We start from the raw sequence: 14,818 nt of genomic DNA, 5'->3' as shown, positions 1-14,818 counted from the left end.
CTCCTACCATTTTTCATCCACTTTAAGAACTTCCCTCACTTTCCTGATTAATTCATTTGAGTGGAGAGAAAAGTCAATTGCATCGTGATTAAATTCATTGTATTTGTCGGTAAAACTAAACCTACTCTGATCGAACCCCTCAGACATCATGAGGCAGAGTGACTGCTCGATTTTTTCTTTCATAGGTTTTTCTAAATTGTAATTAATCGTCTTTAATAACTTGTCTAATTCACTCTTTATTTCAATGGGGAGGTAGGGGGAGTTACTTATAGAGTCTAATTTTCTTATCAGACTTACGTGTTGTTCTGTAAGGTGGATAAGCTGAACCTTAAAAGACCCCTCGGTCGCAGCAACACGCCTCCTTTCCTGAAACGATGCTCGAGACTCAGATTTCAGATTATCGAAATAATACTGTTCTAAAGGTTCGTCATCTTCCGCAACAATTTTAATGGCTGAGCTGCTTTTATCACCAGAGTCCTTGCTCATTTTGACAGTGCAGCCGACTTCCTCCAAACATATTTTCATATTGAGGTTAAATATGTTGCTAAAGTCGAGCATTGTCATAAATTTTAGCTTATCGGAACTAGTTATATCGAGAAGTTCTGTAAGTAAGTCAACTTGTCGTTTGACGACTTCTGTTCTCAATGGCTGAGCTAGGGCTAGGCGGGCGTTTTTATAACTCTTTATGGAAATTATGGACGTTACCACTGCAACAGCGATTAGCAGTAAATCTTTAGCAGCACTCAATATTTCCTTTAAAGACGTAAAGTCCATTTGATCGAACACCTGACTTTCTCCAATACTAGCGTGAACGCTTATAATACCGCAGGGAATAAAGAGGGGCAGATCCAAATTAAAGCCCTATCCTTATATTGATCTCTGCCTAACCTACCAAACTTTCTCGCCAATGTCCGGCTTTCGCTCGCAGCAGACTGTCAGGTTAGTGCCAATTGCGGACATTAGAGCAGGTGCTATTACTTGACCAAATTAAATAGCCTCTACCTAAACCATTAACGTGAGTACATTCAGTTTTATCGGGTAATGCAATAGGTTTAAATTCCCCTATTTTTTGGGGACAAATGAAGGTAATACAAGTCCATCATGAGTCTTATTAGACTCCTCGTAATGAATAGCCAGGGACAAATAAACCAATGCGTCTTTTGCCAGAGTGAGTAGTTTCATTGTAAGTGACTCAAACTCTTCAACGCCAACAATAACAAAATATGAACTCATACGTTCCTTTTCATCAAGGTCTTTGACCAAGTTGGCTTCCTGCCGCCGAAGCTTTTCCAATTGGCTTTCGAGCTCATCTTTATTGCCTGGTTCCTGCAACAATTGGTTAGAGATAGATTCGATATCCTGCTGAGCTTTTAACAGCCTGCTCCTGCATTCTTCAATTTCTAATGATTCGTCCTTGCTATTGCGATGGGGTACCGCATCAACTAACTTGAATGCTCGATGTTCCATTGCATTTCTGATTTTAAATAATCGTTGTGTGTCTGGGTCAAACCAATACGATAAGTCCTTATCGTCTGGGATGTTGCGCCCCCCTTGTCGGATTTCGCGTGATATAAAGTACAGGGCCCTGAAGTAATCATTGTCGCTATTTTTGAATATATCCTTAAGTTCCTGGCTACGGGGCTTAAACCAAACCTTTTTGAAATCTACCTGATGATCATTCTGAACTGTATCCAGCTCAAAAAAACGGTGGAGGAGAAATGAGATCTTATCAAAAATGGAATAGCTAACCTGAAAGCAGGACTTAAGGTGGTTGGTCTTTAGATTGTTTATCTCATAATCAAGGGTGTCAACATGTTCAAACGTTGAATTGAAAAAATGCTCTTCAAATAATGGAATCGAACTCCCCATAAAGGCCAAGTAACGAGCGTAGCAATAATCTGTTTTCATCTCATCAAAATGACCATGAAAGCTGAGCTCTTCGGATGTAGTTAGTAATGTATTAATTCGTGCTGTAAAATTAGGCAGTGACAAAACATCATGATACACAGCTTCAGATGTCGAGATCCCATTCAGTTCATTAATAAACAGTCTGTGTTGTGCACACCATATAAGGTAATCCTTCTCCTTTTTCGTATCGGGTAGACTTCCACTTAAGGTATCGAGCTCTGGAAATTCTGAACCATACTGCAGTTCTTGCTCTTGAAACCAGGTGAGGAAGTGATTGTGAAATGGGTTGGATTCAATGCTGTGTCGCTGCTCCAATGGGAATTCATCAATTCTGGATAACGCATTCTTGTAACAGTTTGATGATTCTCTTTGCAGATAATAAGCGTGTCCGTCGTCATACACGCCGTGCGCAAACCGATAAAGACATCGAGCTTTACTCAACACTGCATGTACATTGCCTGATTCAATCGGTTCTGCGTAATACGATAAAGCTTCGAGACAACGTCCCTGATAATCCAGTTCATTTGCCATGTTGGTGAGTAAGCGATTACGAAGATCATAAAAGGCACTCATCACCTCGTCCGGAGGGATGCTGCGGAAACACTCTCTCGCAAAAGTCTTAACTTCAGCCATCGCTTTTCTAAAATTAAGCAATGCCAGACCAGAAGATCTGCTATCGAATTGATTATCTCGACGAGCGGCAACATGAGAATACCCGGAACCGATGTTGTAGAACAAATGTAGTCGTATTAGCGGCGTAGCGTGAGTGTATGTTTCTATATCCTCACACAATTGGATGATGCCGTCGAAATCGTTTTGATCGCACAACTTATCCATCAAAGCAGATTTTTCACTGTGAAGTTCAATCGAGATTTCTTTCTTCCTATCCATGCTCTAAACCACTCCTTTTTAGCTTCAGTAAGAATCAGCCTTTAGAACCTTAGCATGAATACAAAATAATCAACTTCAATTATGTCCGCTGCTCGTTCATGGCGACACTTACATTATGTAACTAAGTCATAAAGAAAGCAGGTGACAAAAGCTCTAAGAGCTCGTAAGCCAAACGCTGTTCGGCTATGCTTTTTCCACACCAAAAATTGCACGGGAACTCTATTAATGGCTATGAACCAGATCCTTATGTTAGTAGTCACGAGCTTGGCGGCTATTGCTGCCGCTGTCTCAGGAGTTGTAGCATGGAGACAGCACATCTGGAATAAGAGAAATCATTTAGCAAGCGTTCGTCCTTTTATTACAGGCATGTTTCAAACATACGAGGAACCCTTTAACGTCAGCTACAGGATTCACAATAAGGGCCTGGGTCCTGCACTAATTAAAAGCTTCAATCTCGAGTGGGATCGGAAACCTATCTTGATGGATACCCTTCGCAATCAGCTTTTTGAGCGGTTAGGTGAAGGGTTTAACGTTTACGGAGGACATTTCCAAGATGATTTCGCCCTCGCAAAGGACGACACATTCGTAATTATTGAACTAGCGTTCGTTGGAACAGGTAACTTGGATAAGAATCAAAGAGAGAAAACGGTGACAGTAGTTAAGGACTTACTCAGGCTCTGTCGGTTATCCATTAAATATCACTCATTTTTATCTGATGAGGAAATGGAGTTTAAAACTAGGGTCACTCCCGAACTGTTAAAAGCTTACGGAGTAGAGGTAAAGGATGAGAGCGAAGAGCTTAAGAGAACTATTTCTGGTAACTAAGCAAATTTTGCAACAGCTTTGTACATTAAGTGCTGCTATTTGAATCCCATGCAGTTAGCTTCATTAAACTTACAATTTGAAAAAGGATTTGTAATGGGAATACCGCGTAAAAATGTGTCCGTAAACAGAATTAACAGCTCAATGAACAAGATTCTTTGGTTATCGCTACTAGCTATAATCATTCCGATTGTCTTTTATGTAGACTCCTTTGCGGATGGGAATAATTGGGGAAGCACAGGCGACTTTGCTGACTTTGGTACATATATGGCAGGAACAGTAGGGCCTTTTCTAGCACTGCTGACTATTATGGCGTTGCTGTATTCCAACCGGATACAGGCCGAGGAATATTCCCATTTTCTTCGTCGAGAGCGGCAACGCGCGAGTAAAGAGGCCGTTGAGAGAGCTAAAGAACGGCTAGATTCCGCATTAAGCGAGCCTTTCGGCGAACGTGACATTCGTTATTACTTCAATTCATTAGACTTGGTTAAACAGAAGCTAAGAGCTGGGAATAGGCAGAACCCGCCCGAAAATGGTGCTGCCGCTTATGCCATCCGTCGAGTCAAGTTAGCTATCGATAACTTTGTCTCGGTTGTTACTTACCGGTTACATGAACTTGATAAAGATTTCGCAAGTGAAAGCCTTTTAGATGTACAGGATTACATCCGCTCATTAAGCGAACTTTATGTAATTGATAATGGCTATCAAGATCAAGCCTTGTCTCAGCTGGAGGCATGCCTTGAAGACCTTAACTCACAGTCTGACTTTGGTTCAGCGGCGATCGACGTTTGGAAAAATCAAACCGATGAGTTGAAAACCCAATTAATGGATATAAGAGCTGAAGATTGAGTTACTCAGAGTTGATAAGGTTAGTTAAACAGCGAAGCCACTTTTGCTAATCAAACGTAAAGTCCGCTTAGAGCGACGAGCGGACTATCCCCCCAGATTTTTAATTTATAAAACCTCATTATCTACGATTATGATACGGTATCTATAGTTTAAGCTGCCGAGGCAAGTAGAGTGTTTTTGAAAATAGGGAAGTTGCTTAACTCACTTCAGTACCACGTCGATAAAAACATTGCTGAAACGCTTTATCAAAATAAGGCGTTTCTATCAAGTAAGTGGGGTTTTTTACAGCACAACATATTGCGTTGGTCTCAACGTCACACTTACTACATTTCTCTAACCATTATTTTAGCAATTTTACTAGTCGTAAACTTATTAACCTGGAGAGACGATTTAGCTCCATTTGCAATTGAATATTTCCCTCACTGGAAGAAACTTATTAATTGGCAAGGCGCTTTTCTTGCGGCCCAGTTGACGATTGTCGGCGTTGTGTATCCCCTTGTTATTGGTTTAATTGGTGTTTTGTTTCAGAACAAGTCAGCTAAGAAAACCTTATTTCCTATTTATCAAATGTGCTCTGGATTTATGTTTGCAGGTTTAAGTGGATTATTTCTATCTATTTTTATCGTTGCAGGCTACTTTCTCAGTGCAAGTATGGATGATTCAACATATCTAGCGATTTGCATAACAACAGCACTATGGCTGGCGTTTAACCTTCTATTAACGAGCTGGTTCTTTGCGACTACATTCCTAATGTTGGACGAAGCCAAGCGTGACAGGTTAATTGTTCGATTCACCATACATGAGCTATGTGAAACTGATATTAGGCAGAGAATCAGAGACCTGTTACTACAAAACTCCTTACATAACAAGGTCTTGGTTAACCCTGATGAGAATATACTAAAGGTAAGTACCTACAAGTTTTCTGATGATAAGTATCGAGAAATTATCATTCCTTCAGCAGATAAAATTCATACTACCAATGTCTATTTTTCTATCATAAATACCGTTATCCGATACTACTTGTGTAAGCTTAAAGTACTTCACTGGCTTAATAGTAGGAGTTGGGGAAGTTGGTTAGTTTCGAAGAAAGGCTTTAGATGGCTACATAAGGAGTCTAATGTTGAACCTGAAATCGTAATTCAACCTACTTGGACTAAAGAAAGTGAAACGGGTCTTGTAGTCGTTAGGTATGCTGGCTTTGAAGTTGGATGGTTATCAAAGACACTGATAAAAGCTAGTTTTGCTACGAAAAAAATTGAAGCGGGCTATGACAAGAGCCTTACTTCGATGATGCTAGGGTTTACTGGTTCTGCCAAAGACTCAATTCAAGAGAGGAATATTAGTGAATTCAAATATGCTTTAGAAAATATCGTAAAATGGCATGTTGAGATAGCTTCTGCGTTAAGCTTTCTAAACGATAATAAAGAAGAAGATAATTGGTTGCTGCTGCCAACCGCTAGTTTCTTTAGTAGAAGTTACCTTGATGAAATTTTGACTGAGTATTATCAAATTTCGAAAGCTGCTGTTGAGCTAATCCCTGAAAACATTGAGTTTTTTGATGAAGTAATTTACCTACATAAACGAATATTCTCGCGGAGAGAAAAGCTAGTCAAGAGAGAGGGCTTTTCTCTAATTCAAGGTAGTTATTTTACTTGGTCATTATTAATGGAGTGGCGGTCTTACAGCTCTTCGTCATCAGATATGCGTTTAGTCAATAAATATGAAGACGTGCTGTTTGATTTTGTTGGCTCATGGGAATCCTGGCTGCATTACATAGAGCCAAGAAATAAACGGAACAACGATTTACCTAATTTACTAACATTATTTCTCGCCCACCTCGAATTAACAGCCCATACCGCTATAACAGCACTCAGGTATAACAATATCGAAGCCGCTGGTTGGGGTGTAGATATGTTAAATAATTGGTTTGAGAAGTTCTCGGTTAGAGAGCGAGTTCATGGACTGGAAGAATATAGATGGCATTCTGAGCTGGTTACGCATGACATGGTGTTAAAAAGCCCAGACGATCAAGTTTGGGTAACGATTTTGAATGGTAACGAATTTAGCCTTGAGTCTGCTTTCAACATTGCAGTAAGTAATGCGGCTTTTGACCTTCGAGTTATTACAGCCTGCTACATTTTACTTAAGCCAGCTCTAAATGATAATGAGCAAATAAAACAATATATTAGAGCTTTACTATCCTGTTCTTCAGTTCATCCAACTGGGGCAATTCGCAGGAGGACTAAGTTAGTATCTAAAGCTAGCGATATTTTAGGGGCATACATCAGGCATAGGGATTACTCTAACTATGGTACAGATAGCTACGGCTCATGGATTTCAAAGGTTTTAGACTCATTCGGACGTGTAAATGAGCAGCGGAGAGTTTCAGGCCGTATATATTCTGGATGGGGGCGCGACGACGCTCAAAGTATGAGCAGTGCTTATGTAGAAATCGCAGTGTCACTTTCCAATAAACGATGGCAATTAGAACGCAAGTGGCTAGAGATTATTTTTTCTCATGCTTTTCGCCATCAAGACCAAGAGTCTCTTGTTAATGACTTAAAAGATTGGGTAAGACTGTCTGACGAGATTAAAGATCCATTTCTTATATCTAAAGATGAATTTAAAAAGAATTTGGATAACTTTAAAACTTCAATTAGACAGGTTATAGATCAAATTAATAAGCGGAAAGATGAAATAGTTTCTGCAGCTAAAATTGACGACGAACTAATGGCGAACCTTGGCTTAACTTGTTCAATAGCTATTAGAGGTGAAGGTCTAAATCCGGAGTTTCCTATTACTCTCTTCAAATCCATTAGTTTTGACGGCATTCCGAAAGAGAAGAACTTGTTTAAGATAAACATACAAGACTATTTAAAAGAAAAGATAGCCAAAGGTATTGATACACATAGAGCTATAAATGAAGAAGATTGGTTGCAAGAATCAACAAGAAGTAATGTTGGCTCCAATATCCTAATGCGACTACTGCAGTATAGATTTACTGACTCAAGAGTCTATCCTGATGCAGAAAATAATATTCTTGATGTATCAGAATTAGGTAGGAATATTAATAACCCTGTCTTATTCTCAGGAGCCACAGAACTAAATTCCTTGCTTCATGAGGCAAGGTATAACCAAGACTTGGCGGATAAATTTGATATATCTTTCATAGATGGTTATGGGAGAAACTATGTTTGCCATGTCGGCAATATAATTGTATACAGCATCCACTTTTCGAATATTAACTATAGCCTGCTAACTACTAAAGATTTATTCAAATCTATTGAGTTTGGCAAGATTTTGGAGAGACAGCTTGTAAAAGTGGTATATGAACCGAGCGATAAGAATGAAAATGTTGGAGTACTCTCGCTATGTTACTGGATGAATGTATCCCTAGTTGAAGGTTTACCTTGTATAAAAACAGAAATATTGAACAATGATTAGATATGAGTGTAGTGGCAAACTAAATTTTCAGGTTTCTCCTGGTACACATGAAGCCGGTACTTTAAGGTTCTAGGGGCTATATGGCAGGTAAAATGGGAAAAGATAGGGTTATCGACTTAAGTAAGAAAAAGACTGAGCTAGAGTGGTCTTACGAACTCCAAGAGGTATCAGAAAAAGCAGCGACTGCTTGGTTTAAGTGGGTTGGCTGGATGTTCGCTATTGGGGGTATCTCATACCTGGCCGAAAAAACTGATAGCTCACTACTAAAAGTATTTGAAGGTATATCCCTTGGGTTGCTTACTTTATATTTTCTTATGCTTTTAATTTCAATACGTATAGAACCTTATCACTCTTGGACTCGTTCACGTAAAACTCGGTGGGGGCGCATTGTTGCCTTTGCTCCAATTGCAATCATTACTGTTTTGGTTTTTGCTGGTAGTAAAGAGGTTATTGACACAGTGATTCAACTAGTCAAGGAAGCTAAGTAAAGTGCGCTCCTGGCACTAGCCGAACATCTAAAATGCTGTGCTAGCTTTTCTCAAGATACAATTTATGCATCCCGATTCACTGTAAACTAGCAGGACTTAAAAATCAGAGAAAAAGTACCAAATGTCTTACTCAATATTGAGATATTTATGCATCTGCACGGAAAGGCGCCAGTTGCGCGCTATGCAGGTTTTCATGGCAAGCTCTGTCGCGCGTGGCCGTTGGCTTATGGGTTGCAGGCAAATTACGGCGTCTGCTTTGGGCGGGCAGCGTTTTAGAAGGGAATCTAACGCGTCTATGTGCTTTTGCATGGCTACGGGGTGCTTTACTTCGTTAGCGCGTGCCATGCAGTCTGGGCGTACCAGGTAGCCGCCGGGCATATCCAGTTTGGGCGACACCGTTACCCAGGTGCTGTCTGTTACTTTTAGCTCAAAGGTACCGCTGGTTTCTATTTGCAGCTGGTAGCCTTTGGTTTCTAAGGCGCTGCCAAGCGGCAGCAAGTCAAACATAGCGGGTTCGCCGCCGGTTATCACTACGTGTTTGGCGGTGTAACCTTCTTGTTCAAAGCGGCTGATAATGTCTTCTGCGGTCATTTCAGCCCATTCAGCGGTGGCTTCGGTTTTTGCCATTAGGCGCTCAACGCTTATCTGGTCACTTGGGTTGGTCTCCCATGTGTGCTGGGTATCGCACCAGGGGCAGCCCACGGGACAACCCTGCAAACGCAGAAAAATGGACGGCACACCGGTAAAGGTGCCCTCGCCTTGCAAGGTTTCAAAAATTTCGTTGATGCGGTAAGGCATAGCTTCCGTTAAAATGGCTTTGGCTAGAATGTATGAATGCGGATTATACGGGGAGTTACAGCATGTCGCAAAAGGTCGTTGTTATTTATTCAGGCGGGATGGACTCGTTTACCGTTTTGCACAAAGCTCTGCAAGAGGGAAACGAGGTTCTGGCACTGTCGTTTAACTATGGGCAACGCCATGTAAAAGAGCTTGAAGTGGCGGCTAACGTCTGTAAACAGCATGGAATATCTCATAAAGTTGTCGATATTACCGCTATTAACTCTCTGCTGTCAGGCAGTTCACTTACCGACGACATAGACATTCCCGAAGGCCACTACGAAGAAGAGTCAATGAAATCTACCGTAGTACCCAACCGCAACATGATTTTGCTGTCACTGGCCATTGGTTACGCCGTGTCTGAAAACGCCTCGGCGGTTTACTATGGTGCACACTCGGGTGACCACGCTATTTACCCCGACTGCCGCCCGGAGTTTGTACGCCAAATGGATGTAGTGAGTAAAATGGCGAACTACGACCCGGTAGCCGTTCACGCCCCCTACTTAGATGTAGATAAAAACGCAATTTTAGCCGACGGCCTGAAAATGGGGCTGGATTACAGCCAAACCTGGACTTGCTATAACGGCCGCGACAAAGCCTGTGGTAAATGCGGTGCCTGTCAGGAGCGCTTAGAGGCCTTCGCTGCCAACGGCATGGAAGACCCCATTCCTTATGAATAAAAGCAACGAACCTACAACCAGCGTTGGGCTTGCTCCCAGCGCTCGGTGCGTTTTAACTCTTCCAGCGAAACCGCTGGCGATGACATCAGCATTCTATTCACACGTTGTGCGCTTTCTGGCTCGGTAGCGGGTAAGTTAGCGTCCAGCACTTGCACTGCGCCTGCTCTGTCGTTACACACCAGTATCATGTCGCAGCCGGCGTTCAGAGCGGCTACGGCGCGTTGCTGCATGTCACCGGCAACGGTAGCGCCCTGCATAGACAAATCGTCACTAAATATGGTGCCATTAAACTGCAGCTCGCTGCGCAGTATTTGTTGCAACCAAAACTCGCTAAAACCGGCGGGCTGAGGGTCAATTTGCGGGTAAATAACATGGGCCGGCATAATGCCGTCCAGTTTCTGGCTTAATGACAAAAACGGCTTTAAGTCATGGGCCCTAATTTGCTCTAAGGTACGGTCGTCTTCGGGAATGGCAATGTGGGAATCCGCCTGAACGGAGCCATGCCCCGGGAAGTGTTTACCGGTACACGCCATGCCCGCTTCGTGCATGCCTTCAATAAAAGACGACGCCAGTTTAGAAATTTCAGATGGCACAGCCGAAAAAGCGCGATCACCAATAACATCACTGCAGTCGTCTACGTCCAGCACTGGTGCAAAGCTAATATCAATACCTACGGCCTGAACCTCTGCGGCCATTAACCAGCCTAAATCGCGGGCGGCGCGCTGTCGTTCGTCTTCGTTTTCTATTTGTTGCAGCGACCCCATAGCAGGAATAGCGCTAAAGCCTTGACGAAAACGCTGCACCCGTCCACCTTCGTGGTCTACCGCAATGAGCAAAGGTTTGCCGGCGGCCGCTCGTGCCTCGCGTGTCAGCGCCTGTAACTGCTCTAAGGACGCAAAGTTGCGTGTAAATAAAATAAGGCCGTTAACGGCGGGTGCCGCAAGAAGTTTTTTGTCTTCGGCGGTCAGCTCAGTGCCCGCAATATCTATCATTACTTGTGCCATAACAGCGGCTTTCTCGTTTGGTTTTCAATAGTCAGCAGTTTGCCATGAGTTAAGTAAAGACGCCATGTTCCCTGTTTATCTTTTCGCTCCTTATGCTAAATTAACATTTTTACAACACAATAAGAGATGCAGTATGAGACTCGACAAATCACTTTTATGCATAGGTATTACTCTGGCCCTTTCTGCCTGTGGTGGTTCAGATAGCGGTGGTACGGACAATTCTGGCGGAACCAATAACGACGATGGTTACGCCTTTTGCTCGGTCGAGGACCAAAATCAGCGCTTTTTCGAATACATGAAGGACGACTATTTTTGGGCTGACCAACTGCAGGACAGTTTAGATCCTGAAGCTTTTGACGATGTGTATGCGGTACTTGAAGAACTGCGTGTACAGGAGGACCGCTACAGCTACATATTAACTGAAGAAGAGTACGATCAGCTGTTTGTCAGCGCTACCTACTTCGGCTTTGGCTTCTCTATGGAACAAATTAGTGAAAGCCGCGTTAAGTTTCGCTTTGTCTATGACGACTCCCCTGCCGATGCCGCAGGCATTGACCGCGCCGATGAACTTATTGCTATTGAGGGTGTAGCGGTTTCTGAACTGCTTGCTAATGGTGAATTTAATGACGCGCTGGGCCCTAATGAAGAAGGCCTGAGCCGCGAAATTACCTGGCAAAAGCCTGACGGCACAGAACAAACTGAAGTGCTAAGTAAAGTTGAAGTAGAAACCAATACCGTTATGGGCGCTCAAACTTACCAACTGGACGGCGAAACCGTTGGCTACTTTACATTAGATTCTTTCATTAACCGCACTGGCGACGACTTAAACAATGCCTTTGATTTGTTTGCAGCTGAAGGTATTAACCATTTAGTCATTGATGTTCGCTACAACGGTGGTGGTTTGATCCGCTACGCTAACCAGGTCGCAACTCAGGCGGCAGGCATAAATGTGCAAGGTGAAACCTTTTTGGAATACCGTTTTAACGAACAAAACAGCAGCAATAATCAGAGCATTGACTTTAGCCTGGTCGATGGCGTTGAACAGTTAGATTTAGACCGTGTATTTGTACTGACTACCGGTAGCAGTTGTTCGTCTTCAGAAATCATTATTAACTCCCTGAGTCCTCACATTGAGGTTGTTACTGTTGGTGAACCCACCTGTGGTAAACCGGTAGGCCAACAGCCCGAAGAGCTGTGCGATAAAGTCACCTTTGCGATTAACTTCGAGACCGTAAACTCAGAAGGTGAAGGCAAATATTACGACGGTATTGCTCCGAACTGTTCAGTTGAGGACGAAATTGTTGGAGACTGGGGTAGCGCTGAGGATCCACTCACAGCGGCTGCAAATACTTACATCAGCAGTGGCAGCTGCCCTGCCGCTTCAGCTAGCGCAGAAACGAAAAAGAGCGCTCAGAAGCGCTCTTTTGTAACACCTATCTACAATATGAAAGATAAGCGCGAGTCTATTCAGTAAGAACTCGTATTAGCAGCGGTTAGTCTTTAACCGCTGCTTTTCTTATGTCACCCTTCGCCGTATAGAACTGATTATTCTCAATAATACCCGGCGCAAAGCTGTCGACACCAATAGCGGTTAAACGCAGTTCTTCGGTTTCAGCCAACTTATCAGCCGTTTCTTTGTCGACTAAGCCTTTTTGCAGTGCCGCATCGGCCAGTTCCTGACCATTAAGGTTGGACGATAACTCACCACGTTTTTGCGCCTTACGCAGTGTTTTATAAACCGGCTTCATTTCCAGCATAGACAAGAACGCTTTTTCCATGTGTCCGGTAGCGTCACCGATGCTGTCTTTCCAGTAGCACAAGAAGGTGTGACGGTCACGGGTAACACCCGGCTCCATCATGCTGGTGCTGATATTCTGTAAGATCTCATCTGATGGCTTTTTGAAGTGATTTCCCAGAGGGAAAATCAGTATACGCATTACCCACGCCATAAAGCGGTTCGGGAAATTGTCAAAGAAGCCGTAGAAGGCATCAGCAATGCTGAATAAATGGTGCTTAAGCGCGTAATGAACGTAAGGCAAGTCAGCCACCTGCCGACCTTCATCTTCAAAGCGCTTAAGTACTGCCGAGGCCATATACAAGTGGCTTAACACATCGCCTAAACGGGCTGAGATCATCTCTTTACGCTTTAAGTCGCCTCCCATCATAAGCATGGAAATGTCCGACGCCAGTGCAAGACCCCGGCTCATACGGCCCAGCTTGCGGTAATAGTGCGCCGTTTCACCACTAACCGGTGATTCACCAAAACGAGCACCAGTAAGACCCAGCCACAAGCTGCCAAAGACGTTGCTAGCAGCAAAACCAATGTGCTTCAGTAACAGGCTATCAAACTCGCGCATACCTTCGTCTTCATTCGGGTTAGCTGCAGCCTTCATTTCTTTTAACACGTAAGGGTGACAACGCGTTGCCCCCTGACCAAATATCATCAAATTACGAGTCAGAATATTCGCGCCTTCAACGGTAATGGATACCGGTGTTGCCATGTACGCATGACCCAAATAGTTATGCGGACCTAACTGAATGCCTTTACCGGCATGAATATCCATGGCGTGTTCAAGTACTTCACGCCCCATTTCGGTCATATGGTACTTGGTCATGGCCGTAACAACAGACGGGCTCTGCCCCTGACATAATGCAGAAATAGTCAGTCGGCGTGTTGATTCCAGAATGTAGTTGGTACCACCAATTTTACCCATTGATGACTGAACGCCTTCAAACATACCAATGGGCATACCAAACTGCTGACGAACGTAAGCATAAGCACCGGTCATACGCTGGGTAACGTGGCCCGACGCCGTAGCCAAGGCCGGTAAAGAAATACCACGGCCAGCCGACAGACATTCGACCAACATACGCCAGCCTTTACCAGCGTAATCCGCACCACCAATAATCCAGTCCAGCGGAATGAAAACGTCTTTACCAAAGGTTGTACCGTTAAGGAAAGCCTGGTTCAGCGGGAAATGGCGGTCGCCAATTTCAACGCCTTTATGCGAAGTAGGAATTAACGCACAAGTAATACCAATTTCTTTTTTACTGCCTAAAAGCGCTTCGGGGTCATAGAGTTTAAAAGCCAAACCCAAGACGGTTGCTGACGGAGCCAGTGTAATGTAGCGCTTAGACCAATTAAGACGAATACCGACAACTTCTTTGCCTTCATGCTCGCCTTTGCAAATGATGCCCTCATCTGGAATAGCACCCGCGTCGGAGCCAGCCTCAGGTCCAGTCAGTGCAAAACAAGGAATGTCTGTTCCGTCCGCAAGGCGCGGTAGCCAATAGTCTTTTTGATCTTTTGTACCATAGTGAGTCAGTAACTCACCCGGACCTAAGGAGTTAGGCACCATGACCGATACCGCCGCACTGATAGAGCGGCTGGCAATTTTCGAAACAATGTAAGAGTTTGCCGCAGGAGTAAAATCCAGACCACCGTGGTCTTTGCCAATAATCATGGCGAAGAAACGTTCTTTACGCAGGTAATCCCAAACTTGTTTGGGTAAGTCACGGTCCTGCTGCACAATTTTAAAATCGTCCAGCATATCCATCAGTTTTGCCAGCTGGTTATCGACAAACGCCTGTTCTTCAGCGGTCAGTTTTGGCTCGGGCACATCCAACAGCTTCTGCCAGTCCGGACGGCCACTGAACAGCTCGCCGTCCCACCAAACGTCACCCGCTTCCATAGCTTCGCGCTCGGTATCCGACATAGGCGGCAAAATGCGCTTAAAAATAGCAAAAACCGGTTTAGTTACCAGGCTGCGACGGATATCTCCGACTGCAAACACCAGTACCACTAAAACCACTAACAGAATAAAAATTTCCATGGTTATCTCCAGTGCACCATCACAATAAAAGTGTCGTCAAATCTCGAACTTACAACGGTATC

The 14,818-nt window shown here is 43.6% G+C and carries 11 protein-coding genes; 6 read left to right on the top strand and 5 right to left on the bottom strand.

Translation table 11 applies throughout. The features are described from left to right. Positions 1–3: 3 nt before the first annotated feature. Together ACP7FG_RS07195 and ACP7FG_RS07190 are read right to left on the bottom strand one after the other, a co-directional pair. Positions 4–786: a hypothetical protein gene (locus ACP7FG_RS07195; RefSeq protein ID WP_439225958.1), complete on the bottom strand. Its 783-nt coding sequence runs from the start codon at positions 784–786 to the stop codon at positions 4–6. 276 nt (positions 787–1,062) lie between these two features. Next, positions 1,063–2,799: an LA2681 family HEPN domain-containing protein gene (locus ACP7FG_RS07190; protein WP_439225957.1), complete on the bottom strand. Its 1,737-nt coding sequence runs from the start codon at positions 2,797–2,799 to the stop codon at positions 1,063–1,065. A 225-nt stretch (positions 2,800–3,024) separates the two neighbouring features. Here ACP7FG_RS07190 and ACP7FG_RS07185 point away from each other — a divergent pair, with 225 nt between their 5' ends. The 4 genes from ACP7FG_RS07185 (at position 3,025) to ACP7FG_RS07170 (ending at position 8,402) form a co-directional block, all read left to right on the top strand. Continuing rightward, positions 3,025–3,624, top strand: coding sequence for a hypothetical protein (locus ACP7FG_RS07185; RefSeq protein WP_439225956.1), 600 nt, complete (start codon positions 3,025–3,027; stop codon positions 3,622–3,624). 48 nt (positions 3,625–3,672) lie between these two features. Continuing rightward, positions 3,673–4,470 (top strand): hypothetical protein, encoded by a 798-nt coding sequence (locus ACP7FG_RS07180; RefSeq protein WP_439225955.1) that lies wholly within the window; start codon positions 3,673–3,675, stop codon positions 4,468–4,470. 171 nt (positions 4,471–4,641) lie between these two features. Next, complete coding sequence (locus ACP7FG_RS07175; RefSeq protein WP_439225954.1) at positions 4,642–7,914, top strand: hypothetical protein; 3,273 nt, start codon at positions 4,642–4,644, stop codon at positions 7,912–7,914. An 80-nt stretch (positions 7,915–7,994) separates the two neighbouring features. Further along, positions 7,995–8,402 (top strand): hypothetical protein, encoded by a 408-nt coding sequence (locus tag ACP7FG_RS07170; RefSeq protein WP_439225953.1) that lies wholly within the window; start codon positions 7,995–7,997, stop codon positions 8,400–8,402. Positions 8,403–8,528: 126 nt separating this feature from the next. On the opposite strand, the gene queE is transcribed toward ACP7FG_RS07170, so the two are convergent. Next, on the bottom strand, positions 8,529–9,200 hold the full coding sequence (gene queE / locus ACP7FG_RS07165; RefSeq protein WP_439225952.1) for a 7-carboxy-7-deazaguanine synthase QueE: 672 nt from the start codon (positions 9,198–9,200) through the stop codon (positions 8,529–8,531). 62 nt (positions 9,201–9,262) lie between these two features. On the opposite strand from queE, the gene queC reads away from it, so the two are divergent. Then, the gene (queC, locus tag ACP7FG_RS07160) at positions 9,263–9,919 is read left to right on the top strand and encodes a 7-cyano-7-deazaguanine synthase QueC (RefSeq protein ID WP_439225951.1); all 657 of its coding nucleotides are present in this window, start codon (positions 9,263–9,265) and stop codon (positions 9,917–9,919) included. 11 nt (positions 9,920–9,930) lie between these two features. On the opposite strand, the gene nagZ is transcribed toward queC, so the two are convergent. Then, entirely contained in the window at positions 9,931–10,923 is a 993-nt protein-coding gene (nagZ, locus tag ACP7FG_RS07155; RefSeq protein ID WP_199494743.1) for a beta-N-acetylhexosaminidase, read from the bottom strand. A gap of 133 nt (positions 10,924–11,056) precedes the next feature. Here nagZ and ACP7FG_RS07150 point away from each other — a divergent pair, with 133 nt between their 5' ends. After that, entirely contained in the window at positions 11,057–12,397 is a 1,341-nt protein-coding gene (locus tag ACP7FG_RS07150) for a S41 family peptidase (protein WP_439225950.1), read from the top strand. 19 nt (positions 12,398–12,416) lie between these two features. Here the strand turns inward: ACP7FG_RS07150 and ACP7FG_RS07145 are convergent, their stop codons facing one another. After that, entirely contained in the window at positions 12,417–14,756 is a 2,340-nt protein-coding gene (locus ACP7FG_RS07145; protein ID WP_439225949.1) for an acyl-CoA dehydrogenase, read from the bottom strand. Positions 14,757–14,818: the final 62 nt, after the last annotated feature.

The sequence above is a fragment of the Idiomarina sp. ST10R2A5 genome (genome assembly GCF_051842325.1).
Lineage (GTDB): Bacteria > Pseudomonadota > Gammaproteobacteria > Enterobacterales > Alteromonadaceae > Idiomarina > Idiomarina abyssalis.
Note: the sequence above shows the minus strand (reverse complement) of the source record. Positions and strands in the feature narration are given on the sequence as shown.

Coding starts and splice junctions, on each gene's coding strand:
- ACP7FG_RS07190 (WP_439225957.1), bottom strand. CDS start 2,799: ATGGATAGGAAGAAAGAAATCTCGATTGAACTTCACAGTGAAAAATCT.
- ACP7FG_RS07185 (WP_439225956.1), top strand. CDS start 3,025: ATGGCTATGAACCAGATCCTTATGTTAGTAGTCACGAGCTTGGCGGCT.
- ACP7FG_RS07180 (WP_439225955.1), top strand. CDS start 3,673: ATGCAGTTAGCTTCATTAAACTTACAATTTGAAAAAGGATTTGTAATG.
- ACP7FG_RS07170 (WP_439225953.1), top strand. CDS start 7,995: ATGGCAGGTAAAATGGGAAAAGATAGGGTTATCGACTTAAGTAAGAAA.
- queE (WP_439225952.1), bottom strand. CDS start 9,200: ATGCCTTACCGCATCAACGAAATTTTTGAAACCTTGCAAGGCGAGGGC.
- queC (WP_439225951.1), top strand. CDS start 9,263: ATGTCGCAAAAGGTCGTTGTTATTTATTCAGGCGGGATGGACTCGTTT.
- nagZ (WP_199494743.1), bottom strand. CDS start 10,923: ATGGCACAAGTAATGATAGATATTGCGGGCACTGAGCTGACCGCCGAA.
- ACP7FG_RS07150 (WP_439225950.1), top strand. CDS start 11,057: ATGAGACTCGACAAATCACTTTTATGCATAGGTATTACTCTGGCCCTT.
- ACP7FG_RS07145 (WP_439225949.1), bottom strand. CDS start 14,756: ATGGAAATTTTTATTCTGTTAGTGGTTTTAGTGGTACTGGTGTTTGCA.